At 65.0% G+C, this 22,880-nt stretch carries 19 protein-coding genes; 6 read left to right on the top strand and 13 right to left on the bottom strand.

The window, feature by feature from the left end:
- Window positions 1-10: 10 nt before the first annotated feature.
- The 6 genes from ACOOEX_RS16545 to yghU form a co-directional block, all read right to left on the bottom strand.
- Window positions 11-847 carry an urea carboxylase-associated family protein gene (locus ACOOEX_RS16545; protein ID WP_420395857.1) on the bottom strand — a complete coding sequence of 279 codons (837 nt, stop codon included), beginning with the start codon at window positions 845-847 and terminating at the stop codon, window positions 11-13.
- Between the two features lie 228 nt (window positions 848-1,075).
- Window positions 1,076-2,707: an FAD-binding dehydrogenase gene (locus tag ACOOEX_RS16550; protein WP_420395858.1), complete on the bottom strand. Its 1,632-nt coding sequence runs from the start codon at window positions 2,705-2,707 to the stop codon at window positions 1,076-1,078.
- 63 nt (window positions 2,708-2,770) lie between these two features.
- Window positions 2,771-3,922, bottom strand: a complete 1,152-nt coding sequence (locus tag ACOOEX_RS16555; protein ID WP_420395859.1) for a WD40/YVTN/BNR-like repeat-containing protein — start codon at window positions 3,920-3,922, stop codon at window positions 2,771-2,773.
- Between the two features lie 74 nt (window positions 3,923-3,996).
- A complete protein-coding gene (locus ACOOEX_RS16560; RefSeq protein ID WP_420395860.1) occupies window positions 3,997-4,137 on the bottom strand; it encodes a hypothetical protein in 141 nt (46 codons plus the stop codon).
- Window positions 4,138-4,398: 261 nt separating this feature from the next.
- Window positions 4,399-4,851 (bottom strand): methylated-DNA--[protein]-cysteine S-methyltransferase, encoded by a 453-nt coding sequence (locus ACOOEX_RS16565; protein ID WP_420395861.1) that lies wholly within the window; start codon window positions 4,849-4,851, stop codon window positions 4,399-4,401.
- Entirely contained in the window at window positions 4,848-5,720 is an 873-nt protein-coding gene (yghU, locus tag ACOOEX_RS16570) for a glutathione-dependent disulfide-bond oxidoreductase (RefSeq protein ID WP_420395862.1), read from the bottom strand. Before yghU ends, ACOOEX_RS16565 begins: the two co-directional genes overlap by 4 nt.
- Before the next feature lie 207 nt (window positions 5,721-5,927).
- Between yghU and ACOOEX_RS16575 the strand changes: the two genes are divergently transcribed.
- Window positions 5,928-6,356, top strand: a complete 429-nt coding sequence (locus ACOOEX_RS16575) for a hypothetical protein (protein ID WP_420395863.1) — start codon at window positions 5,928-5,930, stop codon at window positions 6,354-6,356.
- Between the two features lie 55 nt (window positions 6,357-6,411).
- Here ACOOEX_RS16575 and ileS read toward each other — a convergent pair whose 3' ends face one another.
- Window positions 6,412-9,327 carry an isoleucine--tRNA ligase gene (gene ileS, locus ACOOEX_RS16580; protein ID WP_420395864.1) on the bottom strand — a complete coding sequence of 972 codons (2,916 nt, stop codon included), beginning with the start codon at window positions 9,325-9,327 and terminating at the stop codon, window positions 6,412-6,414.
- A 239-nt stretch (window positions 9,328-9,566) separates the two neighbouring features.
- Here ileS and ACOOEX_RS16585 point away from each other — a divergent pair, with 239 nt between their 5' ends.
- Window positions 9,567-9,977 (top strand): group III truncated hemoglobin, encoded by a 411-nt coding sequence (locus ACOOEX_RS16585; RefSeq protein WP_420395865.1) that lies wholly within the window; start codon window positions 9,567-9,569, stop codon window positions 9,975-9,977.
- A gap of 87 nt (window positions 9,978-10,064) precedes the next feature.
- Here ACOOEX_RS16585 and ACOOEX_RS16590 read toward each other — a convergent pair whose 3' ends face one another.
- On the bottom strand, window positions 10,065-10,373 hold the full coding sequence (locus tag ACOOEX_RS16590) for a hypothetical protein (RefSeq protein WP_420395866.1): 309 nt from the start codon (window positions 10,371-10,373) through the stop codon (window positions 10,065-10,067).
- A 128-nt stretch (window positions 10,374-10,501) separates the two neighbouring features.
- Here ACOOEX_RS16590 and ACOOEX_RS16595 point away from each other — a divergent pair, with 128 nt between their 5' ends.
- Window positions 10,502-11,683 carry an FAD-dependent oxidoreductase gene (locus ACOOEX_RS16595; protein ID WP_420395867.1) on the top strand — a complete coding sequence of 394 codons (1,182 nt, stop codon included), beginning with the start codon at window positions 10,502-10,504 and terminating at the stop codon, window positions 11,681-11,683.
- Here the strand turns inward: ACOOEX_RS16595 and ACOOEX_RS16600 are convergent.
- Genes ACOOEX_RS16600 through ACOOEX_RS16610 form a run of 3 tightly spaced genes read right to left on the bottom strand, consistent with a single transcriptional unit; the run spans window position 11,658 to window position 14,967 of the window.
- On the bottom strand, window positions 11,658-12,554 hold the full coding sequence (locus ACOOEX_RS16600; RefSeq protein WP_420395868.1) for a DMT family transporter: 897 nt from the start codon (window positions 12,552-12,554) through the stop codon (window positions 11,658-11,660). The two genes, ACOOEX_RS16595 and ACOOEX_RS16600, sit on opposite strands and share 26 nt — an antisense overlap.
- The gene (locus ACOOEX_RS16605; RefSeq protein WP_420395869.1) at window positions 12,551-13,558 is read right to left on the bottom strand and encodes a YcjF family protein; all 1,008 of its coding nucleotides are present in this window, start codon (window positions 13,556-13,558) and stop codon (window positions 12,551-12,553) included. The genes ACOOEX_RS16600 and ACOOEX_RS16605 overlap by 4 nt, the downstream gene beginning before the upstream one ends.
- Window positions 13,555-14,967, bottom strand: coding sequence for a YcjX family protein (locus ACOOEX_RS16610; RefSeq protein ID WP_420395870.1), 1,413 nt, complete (start codon window positions 14,965-14,967; stop codon window positions 13,555-13,557). The genes ACOOEX_RS16605 and ACOOEX_RS16610 overlap by 4 nt, the downstream gene beginning before the upstream one ends.
- A 104-nt stretch (window positions 14,968-15,071) precedes the next feature.
- On the opposite strand from ACOOEX_RS16610, the gene truA reads away from it, so the two are divergent.
- The gene (truA, locus tag ACOOEX_RS16615; protein ID WP_420395871.1) at window positions 15,072-15,845 is read left to right on the top strand and encodes a tRNA pseudouridine(38-40) synthase TruA; all 774 of its coding nucleotides are present in this window, start codon (window positions 15,072-15,074) and stop codon (window positions 15,843-15,845) included.
- A gap of 193 nt (window positions 15,846-16,038) precedes the next feature.
- On the top strand, window positions 16,039-18,204 hold the full coding sequence (gene selD, locus ACOOEX_RS16620; RefSeq protein ID WP_420395872.1) for a selenide, water dikinase SelD: 2,166 nt from the start codon (window positions 16,039-16,041) through the stop codon (window positions 18,202-18,204).
- Here the strand turns inward: selD and mnmH are convergent.
- Together mnmH and ACOOEX_RS16630 are read right to left on the bottom strand one after the other, a co-directional pair.
- Window positions 18,181-19,242: a tRNA 2-selenouridine(34) synthase MnmH gene (mnmH, locus tag ACOOEX_RS16625; RefSeq protein ID WP_420395873.1), complete on the bottom strand. Its 1,062-nt coding sequence runs from the start codon at window positions 19,240-19,242 to the stop codon at window positions 18,181-18,183. The genes selD and mnmH overlap by 24 nt on opposite strands.
- Window positions 19,243-19,267: 25 nt before the next feature.
- Complete coding sequence (locus tag ACOOEX_RS16630; protein ID WP_420395874.1) at window positions 19,268-20,152, bottom strand: NAD(P)-dependent oxidoreductase; 885 nt, start codon at window positions 20,150-20,152, stop codon at window positions 19,268-19,270.
- 151 nt (window positions 20,153-20,303) lie between these two features.
- On the opposite strand from ACOOEX_RS16630, the gene ACOOEX_RS16635 reads away from it, so the two are divergent.
- On the top strand, window positions 20,304-22,871 hold the full coding sequence (locus ACOOEX_RS16635; RefSeq protein ID WP_420395875.1) for a cation-translocating P-type ATPase: 2,568 nt from the start codon (window positions 20,304-20,306) through the stop codon (window positions 22,869-22,871).
- Window positions 22,872-22,880 lie beyond the last annotated feature (9 nt).

Raw genomic sequence — 22,880 nt, forward strand, 5'->3', positions numbered from 1 at the left:
GCAGGGACACTCAGAGCCCGTGGCTGCGATCATAGCCGTTCCGCGCAGGCTGGACCCAATCCGCCGTCGCGTCGGTGTCGAACACCTCCACCAGCAGCGGATAACACGCCGCTGCATCCGAGGAATGCTCCGCGCTGCAATCGCCACCCGGACAGGCAGACAAGCCGCCAAGCAGGTCGATCTCTGCCACGAAATCCAGATGATCGCCGGGGCGCACCGGGCTGGCCTTCATGAAATACTGCCCCGTGTCGCGGGTGAAGCCAGTACACATGAAAACGTTTAAGACATCGTGAACCAGGGGTTCTGCCTCGGCCAGGGTCATTCCGGTTTCAGCAGCCAGTGCGCGGGTCAGGTTGGAATGGCAGCAATGGTGATACTGCCCGCCCGCCAGCAGGTTATGGGTATAGGGATCACAACGGGTGCCGATCACGTCATGGACGGACCCGCCAAAGGCATCCATGCCATACCAGTTCAGACTGTCTTCCAGGATCGTCGCCATGGGCCGAAGCCCCGGAAAAGAGGACCAGAGCCGGTCCCCCATCTTTACATGTGTGCCATGCAAGGCTCTTGTTTTTCCTGAATAAAATCGCTCCGATAGATCATGCAAGTTCCACAGGTTCAAATCCCCAACCTGCGGACCTTCCACCGAGGATATCCGAAATGCCTGCCCCGCCTTTACCTTGAAACAGGCCCCGTCGCGGGGGGGCACCGTGACCTCCCCCACTTTCGTCCAGCCCGATTTCGCCGCCTGCGTCAGACCGGGATCGAGCCGTGGCAGAGTATCATTCGGGTAGCAGATAACCGGGGCGATGGCCCTTCGGGCGTCGGCATCGGCGGGTGCGCTCATGGGTCTCTCCTGATCGTCGAAAACAGGGGGGTGCCCCCCGTACACCCTGCGTACACCCCCCGTGCACCCCCTGTACAGCCGTGACGCCCCGATCTGGCGCGCGCCCGCTCTTTCATCTTGGCCCAAATACCTCGGGGGAGGCGCCGCAGGCGGCGGGGGCAGAGCCCCCTGTCGCGGCCCGCAAGGGCCGCGCGGGTCGACGCCGAAGGCGGCGAAATCCCGGTCCCCTCACAGCGCTTCTCCGACGACCTTGCCCGAAAAGATGCAGCCGCCCAGAAACGTCCCCTCCAGCGCGTTGTAGCCGTGGTAGCCGCCACCGCCGAACCCCGCCACCTCGCCAGCGGCCCAAAGCCCCGGCAACACCGTGCCATCGCCGCGCAGCACCCGGCCGGTGAGATCCGTGTGAATCCCGCCGAGCGACTTCCGCGTCAGCACGTTCAGCCGCACCCCGATAAGCGGTCCGGCCCTGGGGTCGAGGATCGGATGCGGTTTCGCCGTGCGGATCAGCTTGTCGCCCAGATAGGCCCGCGCGCCCCGGATCGCGGTCACCTGCGTGTCCTTTGCGACCGTGTTCGAAATCTGCCGATCCCGGTCCTCGATCTGCCCGAGAATATGATCAAACGGCAATTCCGGGCCGGGATTGATGCGGTTCATGCCACGGATCAGATCCTGTAAATCACCCGCCACGACGAAGTCTTCGCCCTTGTCCTTGAACGCCTCGACCGCACCGGTGGCCCCTTTCCCAAGACGTTCCTTCAGTACAGCCCGCCAGCGGCCCGAAGTCAGATCCGGGTTCTGCTCGGACCCTGACAGGGCGAACTCCTTCTCGATGATCTTCTGGGTCAGGATGAACCAGCTATGGGCATGGCCCGTCGACAGAATGCGCTTCAACGTGCCAAGCGTATCGAAGCCGGGAAAGAACGGCGCCTGCATCCGGTCGCCATTGGCATCGAACCAGAGCGAAGAGGGACCGGGCAGGATGCGGATACCGTGGTTCGGCCAGATCGGATCCCAGTTCCGCACCCCCTCGCAGTAGTGCCACATGCGGTCCTTGTTGATGACCGCCGCGCCCGAGCGCTCGGCCACCAGTTGCATCTGCCCGTCCACGTAATCCGGCACGCCCGAGACCATCTGCTCGGGCGGCAGTCCCAACCGGTCGCGGGGCCAGTAATCGCGCACCAGCTCGTGGTTGCCGCCAATGCCGCCGGTGGTCAGCACCACGGCCCCGGCGCGCAGGGTGAATTCGCCTTCAACGTCGCGGTTCGTGGATGCGCCACGCGGGGCATCGTCTTCGGCCAGCGTAACCCCATGCACCCCCTTTATCTCGTCGCCCTCGATGATCAGCCCGGTCACCCGGTGGCGGAAATGCAGCGTGATCCTGTCATGGGCGCGGATGCGGTCGGCATAGGGCCTGACCACGCCCGTTCCCGTGCCCCAGGTGATGTGAAAGCGCGGGATGGAATTGCCATGCCCGCCCGCCAGCGCGCCGCCGCGTTCAGCCCATCCCACCACCGGAAACCAGCGCATCCCGAGCCCATGCAGGTAGGATCGCATCGGGCCGGACGCGAAATCCAGATAGGCCTCGGCCCATTGACGCGGCATGTCATCCACCGCCCGATCGAACTGCGCAGATCCCATCCAGTCGACGCGGGCCAGATCGCGGCTGTCCCTCAGGCCAAGGCGGCGCTGTTCGGGAGTGTTGACCATGAAGAGCCCGCCAAGGCTCCACCAGGCCTGCCCGCCGAGCGATTGCGGCCCCTCCTGATCGAGGAAGATCACGCTGCGCCCACGTTCCGCCGCATGCCAGGCCGCGACCATGCCAGCCAGCCCGCCGCCCACGACGATCACATCTGCGCCCATTCCCTGTCCTCCCTGTGCCGCAGGCTATCCCGTCTGGCCGGTTTCGCAAAACCCGCCCATGCGTCAGGGGCGATGCAAAACCTCCAGCCCCAAGACCGTGGGCAGATGACGGGCGATTTCGGACCAGGTTGCGCCTTCGTCGAAACTGGCGAAGACGGAGCCGGTATTGGTGCCGAAATAGACGCCTGCGGGATCGGCCCGGTCGGTGGACATGGACTGGCGCAGGACGGTGAAGAAACAGGCCGTTTGCGGCAGGCCCGCGCGCATCGACTGCCAGCTGTCGCCCGCGTCGGAGGATCGCCAGACAGCGGCGGCGGCATCGGGCGGGAAACGGCCCGCCATGTCGCCATTGAGGGGCACCGTCCAGATCATCGCAGGATCATGAGGATTGACGGCAATGGGAAAGCCGAAGGTGGAGGGCAGACCTTCGGTGATATCGTCCCAGGACCGGCCTTCGTCGCGGCTGCGGAACACGCCGTGGTGGTTCTGCTGGTAGAGCGTCCCGTCGCTGGCGCGTTGCATGTTGTGGACGCAATACCCGGTCTGCCCGTCTCGCGGCGCGGCCGGGTGATCGTGATGGGTGCAGCTTTCCGCGTTGGACAGGCGATTGCGCCGGTCCCAGCTTTGGCCGCCATCCTCGCTGGCGAAGACCCCGGCGGCAGAGACCGCGATCCACAGTTTTGCCGGGTCGTCAGGGTGAGAGACGATGGTGTGCAGCGTCAGCCCTGCCGCGCCGGGGCCCCAACCTTCGCGGCTTTCGTGACTGGCGAGGCCTTCGTTTCGCGTCCAGCTCTGCCCGCCATCGCGGCTTTCCAGCAGGGTGCCGGGTTTGACACCCGCATAGAGCACCCCATGGGCGTGGTGCAGGGACCAGACCGAGTGCAGATCGTCCCCGAAGGGCGGCGGCTTGTCGGTCCAGCCGATCATGGCCGCGAAATCGGGGTCGTTTGCGGCCCATTCATCCATCTGCCCGGAAGAGAGCTTGGCAAGCTCCCACGTCTCGCCGCCGTCCTCTGACCGCCAGACGCCCGCCCCATGCCAGTCGCCGCCGCCGCCCGCCCAGATCGTGCCGGTGTCTGGGTCGCCCACCATGTGGTTGATCGGCCAGCCGCCGCAATGGGGGCCGCTGACCTGCCAGCCGCTGCGATCCGCGCCGCCGGAGATCAGGAACGCGCCCTTTGTGGTGCCAACGAGAACGGTAACGGATTGGGGCATGGGGAAACTCGCGCTTGAGTGGTGTATCTCTACAGAGTAGCAGCTATTGCGCGAGTTCCCCAAGCGCCGTGAGGTCAGGCCACGGCGGGTAGGTCCTCGTAATCCTGTGCCGTGGCTTTCGGAACCGGGATCGGGGTGAAGTAGGACAAGGACTCCTCCAACAGGCGCAGGGCCGTATCGGAGTCGATTGTTTGGGTGGTTTCAGATTTGGACATATCGGGCCTCTTTGGCTTTGGATGTCCTCCCTGCGGGTCAGGATAAGGGCTGTCATGCGCGGGCACATCTGCCAATTCGGCATAGGGAGTTTGCGGTTTTCGCATATGGGGCAAAGGCTTACCCAAGGTCACCCGGCCACCACCCCGGGCGGCGGGGCATGGCGATTGCGCAGGTCAGCTTGCGGGGCGATATCCCAGAAGATCGGGTAGTGGATGCCATCCGCCGCAAACAGCATGCAACCCGAACTTCGCCCCCTCCGGTCAGAGGAGGAGCGAGGCCGCGCCTTCCAGCTTGAGAAGCGCCACCTTGGTTTCGACCCCACCCGCGCCAGAGAACCCGCCAAGCCCGGTCGAGGACAATACCCGGTGACAAGGGATCAGGACGGGAATCGGATTGGCACCACAGGCCTGCCCGATGGCCTGTGCAGAGACGCCAAGTTCCGTGGCCAGATCTCCATAGGTCCGGGTTTCGCCATAGGGAATGGCGCGGAGCACGCGGTAGAATGCCCGCTGGAAATCGGACCCGCGCGGGGCGAGCGGAAGGGTAAAGCGGGTCAGGTTCCCCGCGAAATAGGCGGCCAGTTCCCCGGCCGCCCGCTGCATCAGATCCGATTCGGGCGGGGCATCCTCGTCCCGCCACTCCAGCGCCGTGATCGCCCCGTCCTGTTCGGTCAGGGTCAGCCGACCCACGGGGCTATCCACGCAAGCGATCATTCGGCCGCGTCGAGCTTGTCCTGAGTGCGTAGCTCGAAATCCGAGGCGTCGTGACGTTCATGCAGCTGCGTTGCCGGATCGCCCGCCGTGCGGTTCACCATCCGGCCCCGCTTGACGGCGGGACGGGCATAGATGCGCTCAGCCCAGTTCACCACATGGGTATAGCTCGCCACGTCCAGGAACTCCGCCGCGCCATACTGCCAGCCCTTCACCAGCCCGCCATACCAGGGCCAGATCGCCATATCGGCGATGGAGTATTCACCGCCGGCCATCCATTCATTGTCCGCAAGGTGCCGGTCCAGCACGTCGAGTTGGCGCTTTACCTCCATCGCGAAACGGTTGATCGGGTATTCCCATTTCTCGGGCGCATAAGCGTAGAAATGGCCGAAGCCGCCGCCCAGATAGGGCGCGCTTCCCATCTGCCAGAACAGCCAGTTGAGCGTTTCGGTGCGGGCCGGACCGGAGGCAGGCAGGAACGCCCCGAACTTCTCAGCCAGATGCATCAGGATCGAGGCGGATTCGAAGACCCGCACCGGCTCCGCCCCGGTATGGTCCACAAGCGCCGGGATCTTGGAATTGGGATTGGCCTCGACAAAGCCCGAGCCGAACTGATCACCCTTGCCGATACGGATCAGCCAGGCGTCGTATTCTGCGTCGTGTCCCGCGGCCAGAAGCTCTTCGAACATCACGGTGACTTTCACCCCATTGGGCGTGCCCTGGGAATAGAGCTGGAACGGGTGTTTGCCGACCGGCAGCGCCTTCTCATGGGTGGCCCCGGCAATGGGTCGGTTGATCGAGGCGAAGGTTCCGCCGCTTTCCTTTTCCCAGGTCCAGACCTTGGGGGGCTCATAGGGTTTGGGGTCGGTCATGGGGATATCCTGTTCTCGAATGACTCGCGCTTGCTTTGGCGAAAGATAGGGCGCGAAGGCGCCAAGCGAAAGGCGCGGGTGACCCTGCGAATTCGCACATCCCCCATGCGCTGAACACCGCCGGTCCGCTCGGACCTCTGGGATTGCCGTTGCATGGCGATGGCTTGCGGCAGAGAGTGACGCCAAAACAACGGGCAGGAGGCACAGATGCCAACCTTCAGAACGACTCTTGTCATGGCCATCGCCCTTTTGGGACTTGCGGCCTGTTCCCAGACCTTGCGCAGCCAGGCCGCTGCCGTGATGCAACTGGCGGACGGGACAGAATGGGTTTTGACGGGCGATATCCAGACCGATTTCGAACTGTCCTCAGTGACCCGGCTGTCAGGCGACGGCATCACCTGCGAGATGCCGATGGAGCTGCGTCTGGACCGGTCGGGCGCAGGCACCATGACCTGCCGGGATGGCACCGGTGCAGTGATCTATTCCGAAGAGCGGGTGGTTCCGACCGGCATGTACCCGATCGCGGTGCGCGGCACCTATGTGGACGGGATCGACACGACACGCGGGCGGGGCCGGATGGCCTTTGGCTGGGGCAGCTTTGCAGACCCCGACTACCTGCGCGGGTTGATGGAATAAACGAAAAGGGCGCCCCGTGTGGGACGCCCCTTTTTTTCAGAGAGACAAGACCAGCTCAGCCGAGCGCCTCGTCACAGCGTTTGCAGGTGCCTGCATGGGCATGCGTCCCCACATCGGGCAGGATCTTCCAGCAGCGTTGGCATTTCTCGCCCTCTGCGGTCTCAAACACCACGCCGACGCCTTCAACCTCCGGCAGGCGGAACGCCTCCTGCGGCAGGGGGTCGCCGGTCAGGTTCACGTCGGAGGTGATCACGACATCGGCGAAGTTGACCGACCGCAGCGCCGTCAGCATCTCCGCATCACGCACATGAACGACCGGGGCGGCCTCCAGCGAGGCACCGATGACCTTTTCACGCCGTTGGATTTCCAGCGCGGCAGTGACGACCCGACGGGCGCGGCGCACCTTGGCCCATTTGGCGGCCAGCGGTTCGTCCAGCCAATCGGCGGGCGTCTCGGGGAAGTCCACGAGGTGAACCGAGCTGTCGTCACCCGGGAACCGTTCCAGCCAGACCTCTTCCATCGTGAAGACGAGGATCGGGGCCAGCCACGTAGTCAACCGGTGGAACAGGATATCCAGCACCGTCCGCGCCGCGCGGCGGTTCAGCGTGTCGCCGTCGCAGTAGAGCGCGTCCTTGCGGATGTCGAAATAGAAGGCCGACAGATCCGTGGTGGCGAAGTTGAACAGCGCCTGGAACACGCCCTGGAAGTCAAACGAGGCATAGCCCGCCCGCACGGTATGGTCGAGCTGCGCCAGGCGGTGCAGAACCCACCGTTCCAGCTCCGGCATGTCAGCAGCGTCAACCCGATCCGCCTCCCTGAAGTCCGCCAGCGACCCCAGCATGAAGCGCATGGTATTGCGCAACCGGCGATAGCTGTCGGCGGTGCCTTTCAGGATCTCCGGCCCGATGCGTTGGTCGTTGGTGTAGTCGGCCTGCGCCACCCAGAGCCGCAGGATATCGGCCCCATATTGCTTGACGACCGCCTCGGGCACGATGGTGTTGCCGAGGGACTTGGACATCTTCATGCCCTTTTCGTCCAGCGTGAAGCCATGCGTCACCACATTGCGATAGGGCGCGCGGCCAAGGGTTCCACAGGCCTGCAACAGCGAAGAATGGAACCAGCCGCGATGCTGGTCTGTGCCTTCCATGTAGACATCGGCGATGCCGTCCTCGGTGCCATCTTCCCGGTCACGCAGAACGAAAGCATGGGTAGAGCCGCTGTCGAACCACACGTCCAGAACGTCAAAAACCTGATCGTACTCGTCGGGGTTCACGATGCCGCCCAGGAAGCGTTCTTTCGCGCCCTCCATGTACCAGACATCCGCGCCATCGGCTTCGAATGCCTCCGCAATGCGGGCGTTGACCTCTGCATTGCGCAGCAGGAAATCATCGTCCGTCGGCAACGCGCCCTTCTTGGTGAAACAGGTCAGCGGCACGCCCCAGGCCCGCTGACGCGACAGCACCCAGTCGGGCCGCGCCTCGATCATGGAATAGAGCCGGTTACGCCCGGTCTGCGGGGTCCATTTCACAAGGCTGTCGATCGAGGTCAGGGCCCGTTCGCGGATCGTCGCGCCATACTGGTCCTGATCGTCGCCCACGGGCTTGTCGATGGCGGCAAACCATTGCGGCGTGTTGCGGAAGATGACAGGCGCCTTGGACCGCCAGCTATGCGGGTAGCTGTGGGTCACGCGACCGCGCGCGATGATGCTGCCAGCCTCAACAAGCTTGTCGATCACGGCGGCGTTGGCCTTGCCTTCCTTGCCCTTGCGGTCGAAAACCTGGAGGCCCGCGAAGAAGGGCACATGCGGCAGGAACTCGGATTCCTCGCCCACGTTGTGGGTCATCCGGTCCAGCCAGTTGCGTTTCATGAAGCATTCGTAGTCGTCAGCCCCGTGCGAGGGCGCGGTATGGACGAAGCCCGTACCCGCATCATCGGTCACGTGATCGCCGTCTATCATGGGAACGTCGTAATCCCAGAAGCCCTCGGCCCCGTCGAGCCCGTGGAAGGGGTGTTGCAGCATCAGGGCACCAAGCTCATCGGCGCTCACGTCGCGCAGGCGGCGATACATGCTGTCGTCGAGGCGCGATTTGGAAAGCACCTCGCCCGCAAGATTGTCGGCCAGCAGGTAGCGGTCGCCGATCCGGCACCAGCATTCCTCTGGCCGGCCGGTGACTTCGTAAAGCCCGTAAGAGATTGCCGGGTTGAACGCTACGGCCTTGTTCGAGGGGATCGTCCAGGGAGTGGTGGTCCAGATAACGGCCTTGGCGCCTTGCAGGTCGCCCTGCCCGTTCGTGGACTTGAACGGCACCCAGATCGTGTGGCTCTTATGGTCGTGATACTCGATCTCGGCCTCGGCCAGCGCGGTCTTTTCCACCGGGCTCCACATCACGGGCTTGGACCCCTGATAGAGCGTGCCGTTCATGAGGAACTTCATGAATTCCTCGGCGATGACCCGCTCGGCGTGATAGGCCATGGTCAGGTAGGGATCGGCCCAGTTGCCGGTAATGCCAAGACGCTTGAATTCGTCGCGCTGTATATCGACCCAGCCTTCGGCGAATTTGCGGCATTCCTGGCGGAAGGCGACCACGTCCACGTCGTCCTTGTTCAACCCCTTGGCGCGGTACTGTTCCTCGATCTTCCACTCGATCGGCAGGCCGTGGCAGTCCCAGCCGGGGATGTAACGGCTGTCATGGCCCATCATCTGATGGCTGCGCACGATCATATCCTTGATCGTCTTGTTCAGCGCGTGGCCGATATGCAGGTGGCCGTTGGCGTAGGGGGGGCCGTCATGCAGGGTGAAGGGCTTGCGGCCCTCTTTCTCGCGCAGGCGGTCATAGATGCCCATTTTTTCCCACCGGGCGAGCCATTCCGGCTCGCGCTTGGGAAGCCCCGCGCGCATGGGGAAATCGGTTTTGGGCAGGTTCAGCGTGTCTTTGTAGTCGGGCGTCTGCCCGGTCGTCTCGGCGCACATGGATCGGCGTCCTTCAGATAGTCTGTCGGGATGGGGTTATCAGGGCGGTGCGAAAAATCAAACACCTTGTCCCGGCGTCTCTTGGTCTCAGAGAGCCGGGCCGATAATTCGAATAATGATGCGCACGAATTGGCGGGTCATGTTGTGCCTTATAGGACTGCCGACAGGGGGCGTCCAGAGGGCGTGGCGCGACCAGATGGCCACTGGCGAAGGGGTGGGCACGACCCCATCTTGGCGGCATGACCAGAGCGCCACTTGCCAAGTTCGACATCACCCGCCCCGAGATCGAACGGGTCGTTGCCCGCTTCTATGCCGGGGTGCGGGCGCATCCGGTGCTTGGCCCGGTCTTTGCCGCTCATGTGACGGACTGGCCGCCGCATGAGGCCAAGATCGCCCGGTTCTGGGCCAATGCGATTCTGGGCGAACGCTGCTATGACGGCAATCCGATGGTCAAGCATATGCAGGCAGGCAATGTGCGGCCGGGCATGTTCGAGCCGTGGCTAAAGCTCTTCGATGCGACGCTGGAGGCGGAACTGTCACCCGAACAGGCTGCCAGCTGGTCGGCACTGGCACACCGGATCGGGCGTTCGCTCCGGGCCGGTGTGGTGGATCGGGACACCCTGCCCGGCGGCATCCCGAAACTGAGATAACGCGGACCGGTCAGGCCGGGCGCGGGGAAGGATTTTGCAAGATCCTTTCAAGACATTTCAAAATCTTGCCCGTGCCCGATGGCAAGGTCAGCCGCAGGGGCCGCCCACCATGCCGATCCCGCGCAGGATATGGACCACGCCGACAACATCGGCCGCCACACAGACGACGAGGTTCAGGCTGCGCGCATCCGGTGCCAGATCCCGCAGCCGCATCAGCCCGGATGACCCTGCCAGCATGGCCAGCGCCCCGAACAGAAGCGCACCGTAATCCATGTAGGAACAGGTCCGCACACCGTTGATCGAACTGGTCGACAAGGTCGTGAAGCTGATGACGAAGCCGAGGATCGCGAAAATGAGGGCCGCTTTGCTGGCCCCCGACAGGCTGCTCCAACTCATGGTATTCTCCTGAAAGTGATGATTGAAACCCGTTCAGGTTGCGCTGAACACCCGCTTCGGTCAAGCATCACCGGGCTGGCCTGCACCGTTTCGGCGCACAGGTCAGGGGCAAAGAGGGCGAGGAGCGGATGAAAATCGGTATTGCAGGTGCCGGAATCGGCGGGTTGGCGGCAGCGGCCCTTCTGGCACGCGACGGGCACTCGGTCGCTGTGTTCGACCAGTTCGACGCACCGCAGCCCGTAGGGTCAGGTCTCGTGATCCAGCCTGTCGGCCTGTCCGTGCTCGACAGGATTGGCGTGGGCGACAAGGCACGCCGCCTTGGGGCACGGATCTCGTCGATGTTCGGGCACGAGGCGGAAAGCCATCGCGTCGTTCTGTCTGTCAGCTACGGGAGCGCCCCGGATCGCAAGGGCCTTGGCATACATCGCGCAACGCTGTTCTCCCTGCTTCTTGACGCAGCACAGGATGCAGGCGCGCGGCTTGTACCCTCGCGCCGGGTTCTGGGCCGTAAGGGGCAGTCTCTCCGTTTCGGCGACCGGCTGTCAGACCCGTTCGATCTGATTGTCGATGCCTGCGGTGCAGGGTCGCCGCTGTCGCCTCTGGTCAGTCGCCCCCTGCCCTATGGTGCGGTCTGGGCCACGGTTCCCTGGCCAGAGGACAGCCCGCTGCCAAAGGATCGGCTGACCCAATGCTATCGACGCGCCGACCGGATGTTCGGTGTCCTGCCCGTGGGGGCTATGCCGGACCAGCCCGGTCAGAAGCTTGCCGCCATCTTCTACTCTCTACCCGTCTCGGGGTTTGAGGACTGGGCCCGCACCGACTTTGCGCATTGGCGGCAGCAGGCCATCGGGCTCTGGCCTGATTTCGCCCCGTTCCTTGGCTGGGTCGCGAACCATGATGCCTTCACCTTCGCCAGCTACACGCACGGGTCGCTGGCGAAACCCTATGGCGATAGGATCGTTCATATCGGCGATGCGGCGCACAGGGCCAGTCCGCAACTGGGGCAAGGGGCGAACATGGCCTTGCTGGATGCCCTGGCCCTGCAGCGCGCCCTTACGATGGCCGAAGGGGAGGAGGCCCTGCGTCTCTATGCCGGGGCGCGGCGCTGGCATGTGGCGACCTATCAGGCGCTCAGCGCCTCGTTCACGCCGCAATACCAGTCGGACAGCCGGGTCCTGCCGATGGTCAGGGACCACCTGTTGGCCCCGCTGTCGCGGATCTGGCCGGTCCCGAAGGTCCTGACCCGGCTGGTCTGCGGTGATCTTGTCCCGCCCATGCCCGCGCTTACACCGGTTGCGCGCGAGAGGTGACCCGTTCTCGCCAGATGATGTAGAGCCCCGCCCCCACGGTCAGGGCGATCCCCGCCGCCGCCAACCCGTCGGGAAGGTCCTCGAAAAAAATCAATCCCAGGACCGTTGCAACGGGGATTTCCAGATATTGCATCGGGGCCAGCGTGGCCGATGGGGCAAAGCGCAGCGACCACGTCATCAGCAGATGTGCGACTGTCCCGAGAACGCCCATGGCGACCAGCAGCCACGCATCCGACCCCGACGGCCAGCCCGGAGTCAGATCCGGCAGGTCGATAGGCAACAGCAGCAGCGCCAGCAGAATCGGCACGCCAACCAGACCGCCGACGGCCTGCAAGGCCAGCGGGTCCGCCTCTTTTGCGATCTGCCTTGTGACCAGCATGAAGACCGAAAAGATGAAGGCCACAGACAGGGGCAGCGTCGCGATCCAACCCACCTCGGAAAAGCTCGGCTGGATCACCATCAGTGTGCCGACAAAGCCCACCCCGCAGGCGGCGATCCGGCGGATGCCGACCTCTTCCCCCAGAATGAAATGGCCCATGATCAGCATGATGAAGGGCATTACGAAGGCAATCGCCACGGCGTCGGCCAGCGGCAGATAGCGCAGGCTGAGGAACATGAAGGAAATGCCAAGGATCTGAAGGATCGACCGAAAGGCGGTCAGGCGAAAGGTGCGCCCGCTCATCCGCAGGGTGCCGCCCATCAGCCAGAGCATCGGCACCAGCAGCAGGGCCTGCGCGCAGAACCGCACCAGCACCAGCACGATCAGCGGCACGCTGTCCCCAAGCATCTTGGCCAGCGCGTCCCCGAACGGGATCAGCACGCAGAACCCCAACATGAAGAGGATGCCCAGAAGCGGGCGGTCCCCGGTCACGCGGCATCCCCTTTGCCGAACAGCCCTGACAGCGCACGTCGTACAAGACCGGTGACGGAGGGCCGGGTCGATTTGCGGAAGGGCAGCGGGCGACAGACCTCCATAGCTGCGACGCCCACACGGGCGGTGAGCGCGCCACTGACGACGCCTTCGCCAAAGCGGCGGGAGATCTTGCCGACAAGTCCGCTGCCGATAATGGGTTCCAGCATATCGTCCCCCACGGCGACCATGCCGGTGGCGACCAGATGGGTGATCACGGTGCGCGTCAGGCGCCATCCGCCAAGGGTTCCCGCGCGCCCCCCATAGATTTCCGCGATGCGCCGGATCATCCGCATGTTGGCGGTCAGCGCCGCGACAACATCGGCGAGCGCCAGCGGCACCAGGGCGGTGACCGTCGCAACCTGCCGCGTGGCGGCCTCGACTTCGGCCCGTGCCGCGGCGTCGAGGGGACTGAGAAGACGATCCTCGGCCAGATGCAGGACCGCATCGGCATCGAAGACATCCCCAGAGCGGGCAGCCAGCGCCTCTCGTCCCAGACGCAGCTCGGGCCGCGACTTGTATAGCGCGACGAGGTCATCCGAAACCTTCTGCGCGGCCTTCAGGTCGCCTGTCGCCAACGCGGATTCAGCCGCTCTCTGCAACCCGTCGAGCCGACCGAGGCTGAAGAATGACGCCGCCTCGCGCAGGGCCACCAGCAGCGCGGCCAGAACGAAGAGGCCGATCAGCCCGGTGGCGATCCAGCCAAGAATGGGGTTCGAGGCCAGCAAAGCCGTCACGAAGTTCCACGCGGCGAGCGAAATGACAAAGCCCAGTAGCGCCGTCAGCGACGCCCAGAAGAACCGCGCCAGACGCGAGGGTTTGCGCGCGGCCAGCGTTGCCACGGTCTGCATCGCGCGGCCAGTCGGCGCGGGCAGATCGAGGTCGGGCACCGGCGGGGCGGCGGCGGGGCTTTGGTCGGGGAAGTCGTCCAGTTCAATCAGGACGGGGCCTTTGCGGTCGCTCATGCCAGCTTGTCCCCCAACAGGAATTCGGCGGCGCGGTCCAGCCTGATATGTGGTGGACCTTCACCGGGCTTCAGGGTCAGTTCGGCGGGCGCAAATCGCATGACCGAGTAATCGGCATCGAGCCAGGCGGTTTCGCCCTTCCGGGCCGGGGCCAGAAGGTGGCCGGGGTCTTCGGGCAGCTCACCGGGGTGGAAGGCCGCCTGTTTGCCTGTGTCCAGCAGGGTGCCCCGCACAAGATCCAGCTGATTGCCACCATGCGCCCGCGTCTCCTCCACCGTGGCGCGCAGGGCGGCGATGGCCATGGCCTGCGTCTTCGCCCCGGCAAAATCGGCCCGGTCGCGCGCGTCGCGCAGGAGCGCCTCCATGATTGCGGTCAGGCGCGGATGCTGCTTGTGGTGCAGGTGATCGGCCTTGGTCGCGGCAAAGAGGATCTTTTCCACCCGCTTGCCCATGATCGCCGACAGGAAGGAATTCCGGCCGGGCCGAAACGCCCCCAGAATCCCCGCCATGGCGCGGCGCAGATCCTCGACCGCCTGCGGCCCGGAATGGATCGCGCCAAGCGCGTCGACCAGCACCACCTGCCGGTCGATCCGGGCGAAATGGTTGCGGAAGAAGGGTTTGACGACCTGCGCCTTATAGGCCTCAAACCTTCGCGCCATTTCCCGGCGCAGGCTGCCGCGTGGGGCCTCGCCGGGGGGAAGCGGTGCGAAGGTCAGGACGGGGCTGCCCTCCAATTCACCGGGCAACAGGAATCGGCCCGGTGTGCAGTCGGAAAAGCCCGCCTCGCGGGCCTCGTTCAGATAGGCGGTGAAGCTGCGCGCGAGGCCCTGCGCAGTGGTTTCTTCAAGCTTTGCGGTTCCGTCCGTGCCTGTGGCAAGCTCCAGAAACCCCTTGGCAGCGTCCCGCGTCTCCGCGCGCGACAATGTGTCGGCGCTCCACTGATCGTAGCTTTGGTCCAATAGCGACAGGTCCAGCAGCCACTCGCCGGGATAGTCCACGATGTCGATATGCACGGTGCGCGGGCCGGAGAGACCCGAGAGAAGGCCCGAAGGCTGGACGCGCAAGGACAGGCGCAGTTCCGAAACCGCGCGCGTCGACTCGGGCCAATGGGGGTTGCGACCCGTCAGCGCCGCCAGATGGGTCTCAAAATCGAAGCGCGGCACGGTATCGTCAGGCTGCGGCTGCAGGAACGCCGCCTGGATGCGGCCGGACCCGGCGGCCTGAAGCCCCGGCATCCGCCCCCGGTCCAGCAGGTTCGCCACCAGCGAGGTGATGAACACCGTCTTGCCAGCCCGAGAGAGACCGGTAACGCCCAATCGGATCACCGGTTCGAAAAACGTCTCGGAAATGGCGGAACCGACGTTTTCCACGCCGCGGCCCAGAGTGTCGGAGATGGCACCAATGACCAAACGATCTGTCCTTTGCGATAACCAATGTATCAAAGAATAGGCATTCGCGGCGGCGGTTTACAGGGCCGATTGCCCTTTCACCCGCTTTGCGGTAGCGGAAGCCCATGCCCCGCTTTGCGCTTTTGATAGAATATGACGGTCGCCCCTTTTCAGGCTGGCAGCGCCAACCCGACCGGCCCTCGGTTCAGGGAGCGATTGAAGAGGCGCTGTCGCGTCTGGAACAGGACGTGCCCTCGATCGCAACCGCGGGCCGTACCGATGCAGGCGTTCACGCGCTTGGCCAGGTGGCCCATTGCGATCTGGCCCGTGACTGGGACCTGTTTCGCCTGACCGAGGCCGTGAACTATCACCTGAAACCGCGCCCGGTTGCTGTCGTGGCCGCAGCCCGTGTCTCAGACGATTGGCATGCGCGGTTTTCGGCGCTGGAACGGCAATATGTGTTTCGCCTGATCGCCCGGCGCGCGCCCCTGACCCATGACGCGGGCAAGGTCTGGCATGTCAAGAACAAGCTGGATATCGAGGCGATGAGAGAAGGGGCGAGACATCTGATCGGCCTGCATGACTTCACCACCTTTCGCGCAACGATCTGCCAGGCGGCAAGTCCGGTCAAGACGCTCGACGAGATCAGGATCGAGCAGGTTGACTACCCCCATGGGGCCGAGTTCCGGTTTCACCTGCGCGCACGGTCTTTCCTGCACAATCAGGTCAGGTCGATTGTTGGCACATTGGAACGGGTCGGGGCCGGGTCATGGTCGCCTGAGGATGTGAAGACGGCCCTCGAGGCGAGGGATCGGGCGGCCTGCGGACCGGTCAGCCCGCCAGAGGGGCTCTATCTGAACCACGTGCGCTACCCGGAACCGGTGTTTGCAGGCAGATAGCGGGATTGGGGGCGCTGCCCCCGTCGCCTTGCGGCGACTCCCCCGAGGTATTTGTGCCAAGCTGAAAGGGGGCGCGCGCGTTAAGGTTAATGGGATTGCCGTGACGAAGTGTTTACCTTGGCGCGACCCTGCGCGGGGTGCCTTTCGGGACGGATTAGCGCTATGGCGGGATTGCATGGATATGAGGGATGATATGGGACCGGCCCTGCCTATCGTAACGGATATCGTCCTGATCGGAGGTGGCCATACCCATGCGCTGGTGCTGAAGGCCTGGGGCATGCGGCCTCTGCCGGGTGTCCTGCTGACGCTGATCAACCCCGGACCGACGGCGCCTTATTCCGGCATGTTGCCCGGCCATGTGGCAGGGCATTACGCACGGTCTGCGCTTGATATTGATCTGGTCAGACTGGCCCGGTTCGCGGGCGCGCGGCTGGTGATCGGGGGAGCCACCGGGATCGACCCCGTAGCGCGGCAGGTGACGGTCCCGGATCGGGCCCCGATCAGCTATGATCTTCTATCCGTTGATATCGGCATTCACAGCCGGATGCCCGAGATCCGCGGGTTTGACTCCCATGGTATCGCCGCGAAACCGCTTGACCGTTTCGCGGATGCCTGGGCCCGGTTTGTCGAGGGGGGCGGCGGGCCGGTGACGGTGATCGGGGCTGGTGTGGCCGGAGCGGAACTTGCGCTTGCGGTGGCGTTCCGGCTGAGAGCCGAAACAGGTGCTGCGGACGTGGCCCTGATCGACAAGGGAGACATCCTCGACGGCATACACCCGAAAGCCCGCGCGCGATTGTTGGAAGAGCTTGCCAAGGCCGGCGTCCAATGCGTGCCGGGAGAGACGATTGCCGAGATTTCCCCGGCCAGTGTCTCCCTCGCATCGGGCGGCGTCTTGCCCTCTGCGTTTGCCCTTGGCGTTGCCGGGGCCCGCCCCCATGGCTGGCTAGCCGATACCGGTCTGACCCTGCGGGAGGGGTATATCACCGTCGACCGGCACTTGCGCTCGGTGTCTCATCCGGAGGTTTTCGCAGCCGGGGATTGCGCCGATCTGGCCTTCGATCCGCGCCCCAAGGCCGGTGTTTATGCCGTGCGCGCCGCCCCCGTCCTGCTGCGCAATTTGCGGGCTCTGGCCATGGGACGAGAGGAAGACCTGCTGCCGTTCCGGCCACAGCGCGACTACCTCAAGCTGATTTCCCTGGGCAGCAAACGGGCATTGGCCGAAAAGGGTGGGCTCGTCGGGGCAGGGTCCGTGTTGTGGCGCTGGAAGGACCGGATCGACCGGGGGTTCATGGACAAGTTCAGCGACCTGTCGCCAATGGCATCGCCGCGCCTGCCCCGAGAGTTGGCAAAAGGCGTCCGGGAGACGCTCGGCGACAAACCCATGTGCGGGGGATGCGGCGCCAAGCTGGGACCGGGCAGTCTGAAATCGGCGCTTGCGTCCCTGCCTGCCCGAACCCGGACCGATATCCTGTCCGACCCTGGCGATGATGCAGCAGTATTGCAGGTGGGCGAGACCCGACAGATCCTGACCACGGACCACTTGCGTGGATTCACCAATGATCACGCGTTGCAGGCACGGATTGCCGCCATTCATGCGCTTGGGGATTGTTGGGCTATGGGGGCACAGCCCCAGTCGGCGTTGGCGACGTTGATCCTGCCGCGCCTGTCGCCCGAACTGCAAAGCCGCTGGATGACGGAGATCATGGCCGAGGCTGCGGACGTGTTTGCCGCAGAGGGGGCCGAGATTGTCGGCGGGCACAGCTCCATGGGCGATGAGCTGACCATCGGGTTCACGGTGACGGGATTGCTGGACGGGCCTGCGATCACGCTGGCGGGGGCACGGCCCGGGGATCGCCTGTTGCTGACGAAACCACTTGGGACCGGCGTCATTCTGACGGCGGAGATGCAGCTTGAGGCACCCGGGCATGTCGTGGCGGGGGCGTGGGCACAGATGGCCACAAGCTCGGGTAATGCCGCGCGTATCCTCGCCCCGCATGCGACCGCAATGACCGATGTGACCGGATTCGGGCTTGCCGGGCATCTGTGGAACATCTGCGAAGCGTCGGGCGTCGCAGCCCGGCTGGATCAGGCCAGCGTCCCGGTTCTGCCCGGCGCAAACGAGCTGCTGGCCAAGGGCCTGCGGTCAACCATTCACGGAGCGAACGAAGCGGCGGTTCTGGGGGCACTGAACGGGCTTGCCGACCCGATCCTTTTCGATCCGCAAACCTCGGGTGGATTGCTGGCAGCGGTTCCAGCCGACAGGGCGGATCAGGTGGTTCGCGCGTTGCGGGATATCGGCGTGCCAGTTGCTGATATTGGAGAGATCATCGAAGGGTCACCCCGGATCGACATCGCCTAACACCCGCGCCAGCCGATCCGCCACAGCTGGCAAGCTGCCTTCGGTCAGATCTTCGGCCTCGACCACAGCGGCGGTTGGCGCGTCGTCGCGCTTGCGGGCGCGGGAATAGGCGGGGTCGTAGTGGTGGACGACCAGGCCTTCTGCAAGCGCATGCCAGTCCTGAGCCGCGACCATCTTTCCCCACTCTGCAACACGCTCCGCCCCGACAAGGGGGCGCAGGCCCTCCAGCAAGCGGGTCAGTTCGGCAGGGTCGGCCAGCAGGTCCGCATAGGCGCGCGCCAGATAGGCCGCGCGGGCCGGGACAGGGGCCTCGATTTCGACCCTCGGGGCGCGGATCATGGCGTGCCACAGGGTCGGCGGCATGCGCAGTGCGCCGATGCGGGCTGACTCTGCTTCCACCACAACGGGCCGGGCCGGGTCGAGACACTGAAGCGCGGTGATCAGCCCTGACTCGAATGCTTTCTGCGACGGCTGTCCACCAGCGACCGAGCCAAGGATTGATCCTCTGTGACCGGCCAGACCCTCAAGGTCCACGATCTGTACCCCGCGCGCCTCAAGCAGCGGCAGAAGCGCGGTCTTGGCGGTGCCGGTATTGCCGTCGAGCCGGATCAGCCGGAAGGGCAACCCCTTGTGGTAAAGCGCATCGACCACCGCCCGGCGGTAGCTGCGATAGCCGCCCTCCAGCACCTCCACCCGCCAGCCGATCTGCCGCAGGATGGTGGCGAAGGAATTGGACCGTTGCCCGCCACGCCAGCAATAGACCAGCGGCTGCCAGCCGCCGGGCTTGTCCATCAGCTGGCTTTCGATATGCGTCGCCGCATTGCGGGCCACGAGCGCCGCGCCGATCTTGCGGGCGTCGAACGGGCTGACCTGCTTGTAGATCGTGCCGACACGGGCGCGTTCCTCATCCGACAGGACCGGCAGCGATATCGCGCCGGGCAGGTGATCCTCGGCAAACTCGGCAGGCGCGCGCACGTCGATCACGGCATCGAACCCGCGCCACGCCCCGCCCCACAGATCGCCCAGTTCGATGCTCACGCTGCCCTGTCCCCTGCCCGTGGTCTCAGATATCTTCGCCGTTCATCTTGCGGAACCGCTGGATCAGGCTGGAGGTGTCCCACCGGCCGCCACCCAACTGTTGCACCTCGGCATAGAACTGATCGACAAGCGCGGTGACCGGCAAGGACAGGCCCATCTCTTTGCCCTGTTCCAGTGCGATGCCCAGATCCTTGCGCATCCAGTCGACGGCGAAGCCATGCTCGAAATGATTGTCCACCATCGTTTCGGCGCGATTGGCCAGCTGCCATGAACCGCCCGCGCCCTGAGACACAAGTTTGGCCACCTTCTTGGCGTCGAGACCTGCCTTCATCGCGAAGTAGAGCCCTTCGGAAATGCTCTGCACCGCGCCCACGATACAGACCTGATTGACCATCTTGGTGATCTGGCCCGACCCCACAGGCCCGAAATGCTCGATGGCCTTGGCATAGGCATCCATCACCGGCACCGCCGCCGCATAGGGCACGTCATCGCCGCCGCACATGATGGCGAGCTGGCCGTTCTCGGCCCCCGCCTGCCCGCCCGAGACCGGCGCATCGACCCAAGCGATACCCTTTTCGGTGCCCACCTCTGCCAGCTCGCGCGTTACGATGGCCGACACTGTGGTGTGATCGACGAAAATCGCGCCCTCTTTCATGCCCGCAAACGCCCCGTCCTCGCCCAGCACGACGGACCTCAGATCGTCGTCATTGCCGACACAGGCCATCACGAAATCGCAACCGGCCACGGCCTCACGCGGGGTTGCCCCATGCGTGCCGCCATGCTGCACCGCCCATTTTTCTGCCTTCGCGGTGGTGCGGTTGTAGACCGTCACGTCATGTCCGGCGGCCTGCAGATGCCCCGCCATCGGGTAGCCCATCACGCCCAGACCCAGAAACGCTACTTTCGCCATGTCTCATCCCTCCTGATGCGGCGCACCCGCGCCTTTCCCCCTTCATCGCGGGATATGGCGGCGGGGGCAAGCCCGGCCCGGCTTGATATCCGTCAAGGTGCCCCTTTGCAGGACACCCTACCCTGCCCCGGACCGCAAAGGACCACCCGCCATGATCCAGCCCGCCCCCACCGGCCTGACCAGTTCCGAAGCCGCGCGCCGTCTTGCAGAACACGGCCCCAATCGGCTGGCCGAGGCACAGGCGATTTCGCCTCTGCGCATCCTCGCGCGCCAGTTCACCGGATTTCTTGTCCTGGTGCTGATTGCAGCCATGATCATCGCAGCGGCGCTCGGCGAGGTGATCGACGCGCTGGCCATCGGGTTGGTGGTTCTGCTGAACGGCGTCCTTGGCTTCGTTCAAGAATGGCGGGCCGAAACCGCGCTGGCCGCGCTGCGCCGGATGCTGGACCCCAAGACGCGGGTGGTGCGCGACGGCCAGCAGCAGATGATTGAGACATCGGCCATCGTGCCCGGCGATCTGGTGGTGATGGAAGCGGGCGACCGGGTGCCCGCCGATATCGCGCTGCACATCGCGTTGCAGCTCAAACTCGATGAGAGCGTTCTGACGGGGGAATCCCTGCCGGTCGACAAATCGGGCGAGGATGCGACGGTCCACATGGGCACGTCGGTCGTGGCAGGCCGGGCCGAAGGGATAGTGACCGCCACCGGCAGTCGCACCCAGTTCGGCCAGATCGCGGAACTGACGGGATCGGTGGGGGAAAAGCAGACCCATCTGACCCGGCAACTTGGCCATCTCGCTCGGCAGATGGGATTCGCTGCCATCGCACTTGGCGGGGCGGTGGTGGCGGCGGGGTTGATCGTCGGGCAAGAGCTGCTGGACATGTTCATGACCGGCCTGTCGCTGGCCGTCGCCATCGTGCCGGAGGGCCTGCCCGCCGTCGTCACGATCACGCTGGCGCTCGGGGCCGCGGCCATGGTCCGCCACCACGCCCTGGCCCGGCGCTTGCAGGCGGTCGAGACGCTCGGCGCGGCCTCCGTCATCTGCACCGACAAGACCGGAACCCTGACGGAAAACAAGATGACGGCGGCAAGAGTCTGGTTGCCAGGCGACCGGGTCTTGAAGGTGTCTGGCACCGGCTACGACCCATCTGGAAGGATCGAAGGGCCGAACGGCCCCTTGCGCCATGGCGATGACCCGGTTTTGTCGGACCTGCTGGATTGCGCCATGATCTGCAACCACGCCAGCCTGCGGCAGAAGGCCGGTGAGTGGCAGATGGTGGGCGAGCCCACGGAAGGCGCGTTGATTACGCTGGCCTACAAGGGGTGGGCACCCCTGCCCGACCCGGCCTGCGTGTTGTCGGAACAGGCGTTTTCGTCCGAGCGCAAGCGGATGAGCGTGGTCTTCACCTGCAATGGCGGCCCGGTGATCTATGCCAAGGGCGCGCCAGAGGCGATCCTTGATGTCTGTTCCCACGTCGCGGGGCCGGACGGCCCAGACCCCATGATCGGCGCAGCCCGGCGAATTGTCGAAGACGCATACACACAAATGGCAAGCGAGGGCCTGCGTGTCATCGCGCTGGCCTCTGCCCCTGTCGCGGGCAAGGACGCAGCGGAGAAAGACCTGACTTTCCTCGGCCTTGTCGGTCTGATCGACCCGCCCCGCCCCGAAGTGCCCGCCGCCGTCTCTGCCTGCCGGTCCGCCGGTATTCGCGTGATCATGATCACCGGCGATAGCCCGGTCACGGCGCAGGCCATCGCGCGGCATGTCGGACTGCCGATTGATCAGGTGGTGACAGGTGACCGGGTGGACGCAGCGAGCAATGACGACCTGCGCGCCTTGCTGGCGCAGGAGGTGGTCTTCGCCCGCACCGCGCCCGCTCACAAGATGCGGCTGGTCGAGGCGTTGCAATCCGAAGGCCAAATCGTGGCCATGACGGGCGACGGTGTGAACGACGCGCCCGCCCTGAAACGTGCCGATATCGGCGTCGCCATGGGCATTCGCGGCACCGACGTGGCCAAGGATGCCGCCGATCTGGTACTGCTCGACGACAATTTCGCCACCATCGTCCGCGTGGTGCGCGAGGGCCGCCGCCAGTTCGAAAACGTGCAGCGCTTCGTGCGCTACCTGCTGTCGTCCAATGCGGGCGAGGTCGTGGCGATCCTTGTCAACCTCTACCTCGGCGGGCCGCTCATCCTGTTGGCCACGCAGATCCTTTGGATGAACCTCATCACCGATGGCGTGACAGCCGTTGCGCTCGGGCTGGAAAAGGCCACCAAGGACCAGATGGAGGACCCGCCTCGTCCGATGAAGGCAGGGATTCTCGGGCCTGCGGGGCTGGCCATGATCCTCGCCTTCGGGGCCTATGCAGGCACGGCGGGCCTGTGGATTTTCTACACGCTGCTGCCGCAGGGCGAGGACATCGCCCGCACAGCCGCCTTCACCGCCATAGTCGTTTTTGAGAAGATGAGCGTCTTCGCCTTCCGGTCCTTCCGACAACCCTGCTGGAAGATCGGGCTTGCCTCCAACCCGCTGTTGCTGCTGGCGCTTGTGGCGATGCTGGCCGCGCAGGTGGCCGCCGTCTACTGGCCGCCCCTGCAACTGCTGCTTGGCACCGTGCCGCTCGGGGTCGACCATTGGCAGATGATCGGCCTTCTGGCCCTGCCGCTGGTGCTGGTCCCCGAGGCGGTGAAGTCGGTGATGGTTTGGCGGGGCCGGTAAGGCCCCACC

The organism is Nioella sp. (assembly GCF_965215655.1).
In the GTDB taxonomy this organism is placed as follows: domain Bacteria; phylum Pseudomonadota; class Alphaproteobacteria; order Rhodobacterales; family Rhodobacteraceae; genus Nioella.

Coding starts and splice junctions, on each gene's coding strand:
- yghU (WP_420395862.1), bottom strand. CDS start 5,720: ATGACCGACCCCAAACCCTATGAGCCCCCCAAGGTCTGGACCTGGGAA.
- ACOOEX_RS16585 (WP_420395865.1), top strand. CDS start 9,567: ATGACCAGAGCGCCACTTGCCAAGTTCGACATCACCCGCCCCGAGATC.
- ACOOEX_RS16555 (WP_420395859.1), bottom strand. CDS start 3,922: ATGCCCCAATCCGTTACCGTTCTCGTTGGCACCACAAAGGGCGCGTTC.
- ACOOEX_RS16595 (WP_420395867.1), top strand. CDS start 10,502: ATGAAAATCGGTATTGCAGGTGCCGGAATCGGCGGGTTGGCGGCAGCG.
- ACOOEX_RS16545 (WP_420395857.1), bottom strand. CDS start 847: ATGAGCGCACCCGCCGATGCCGACGCCCGAAGGGCCATCGCCCCGGTT.
- ACOOEX_RS16590 (WP_420395866.1), bottom strand. CDS start 10,373: ATGAGTTGGAGCAGCCTGTCGGGGGCCAGCAAAGCGGCCCTCATTTTC.
- ACOOEX_RS16575 (WP_420395863.1), top strand. CDS start 5,928: ATGCCAACCTTCAGAACGACTCTTGTCATGGCCATCGCCCTTTTGGGA.
- ACOOEX_RS16565 (WP_420395861.1), bottom strand. CDS start 4,851: ATGATCGCTTGCGTGGATAGCCCCGTGGGTCGGCTGACCCTGACCGAA.
- truA (WP_420395871.1), top strand. CDS start 15,072: ATGCCCCGCTTTGCGCTTTTGATAGAATATGACGGTCGCCCCTTTTCA.
- ACOOEX_RS16560 (WP_420395860.1), bottom strand. CDS start 4,137: ATGTCCAAATCTGAAACCACCCAAACAATCGACTCCGATACGGCCCTG.
- ACOOEX_RS16605 (WP_420395869.1), bottom strand. CDS start 13,558: ATGAGCGACCGCAAAGGCCCCGTCCTGATTGAACTGGACGACTTCCCC.
- ACOOEX_RS16550 (WP_420395858.1), bottom strand. CDS start 2,707: ATGGGCGCAGATGTGATCGTCGTGGGCGGCGGGCTGGCTGGCATGGTC.
- ileS (WP_420395864.1), bottom strand. CDS start 9,327: ATGTGCGCCGAGACGACCGGGCAGACGCCCGACTACAAAGACACGCTG.
- ACOOEX_RS16630 (WP_420395874.1), bottom strand. CDS start 20,152: ATGGCGAAAGTAGCGTTTCTGGGTCTGGGCGTGATGGGCTACCCGATG.
- selD (WP_420395872.1), top strand. CDS start 16,039: ATGGGACCGGCCCTGCCTATCGTAACGGATATCGTCCTGATCGGAGGT.
- ACOOEX_RS16635 (WP_420395875.1), top strand. CDS start 20,304: ATGATCCAGCCCGCCCCCACCGGCCTGACCAGTTCCGAAGCCGCGCGC.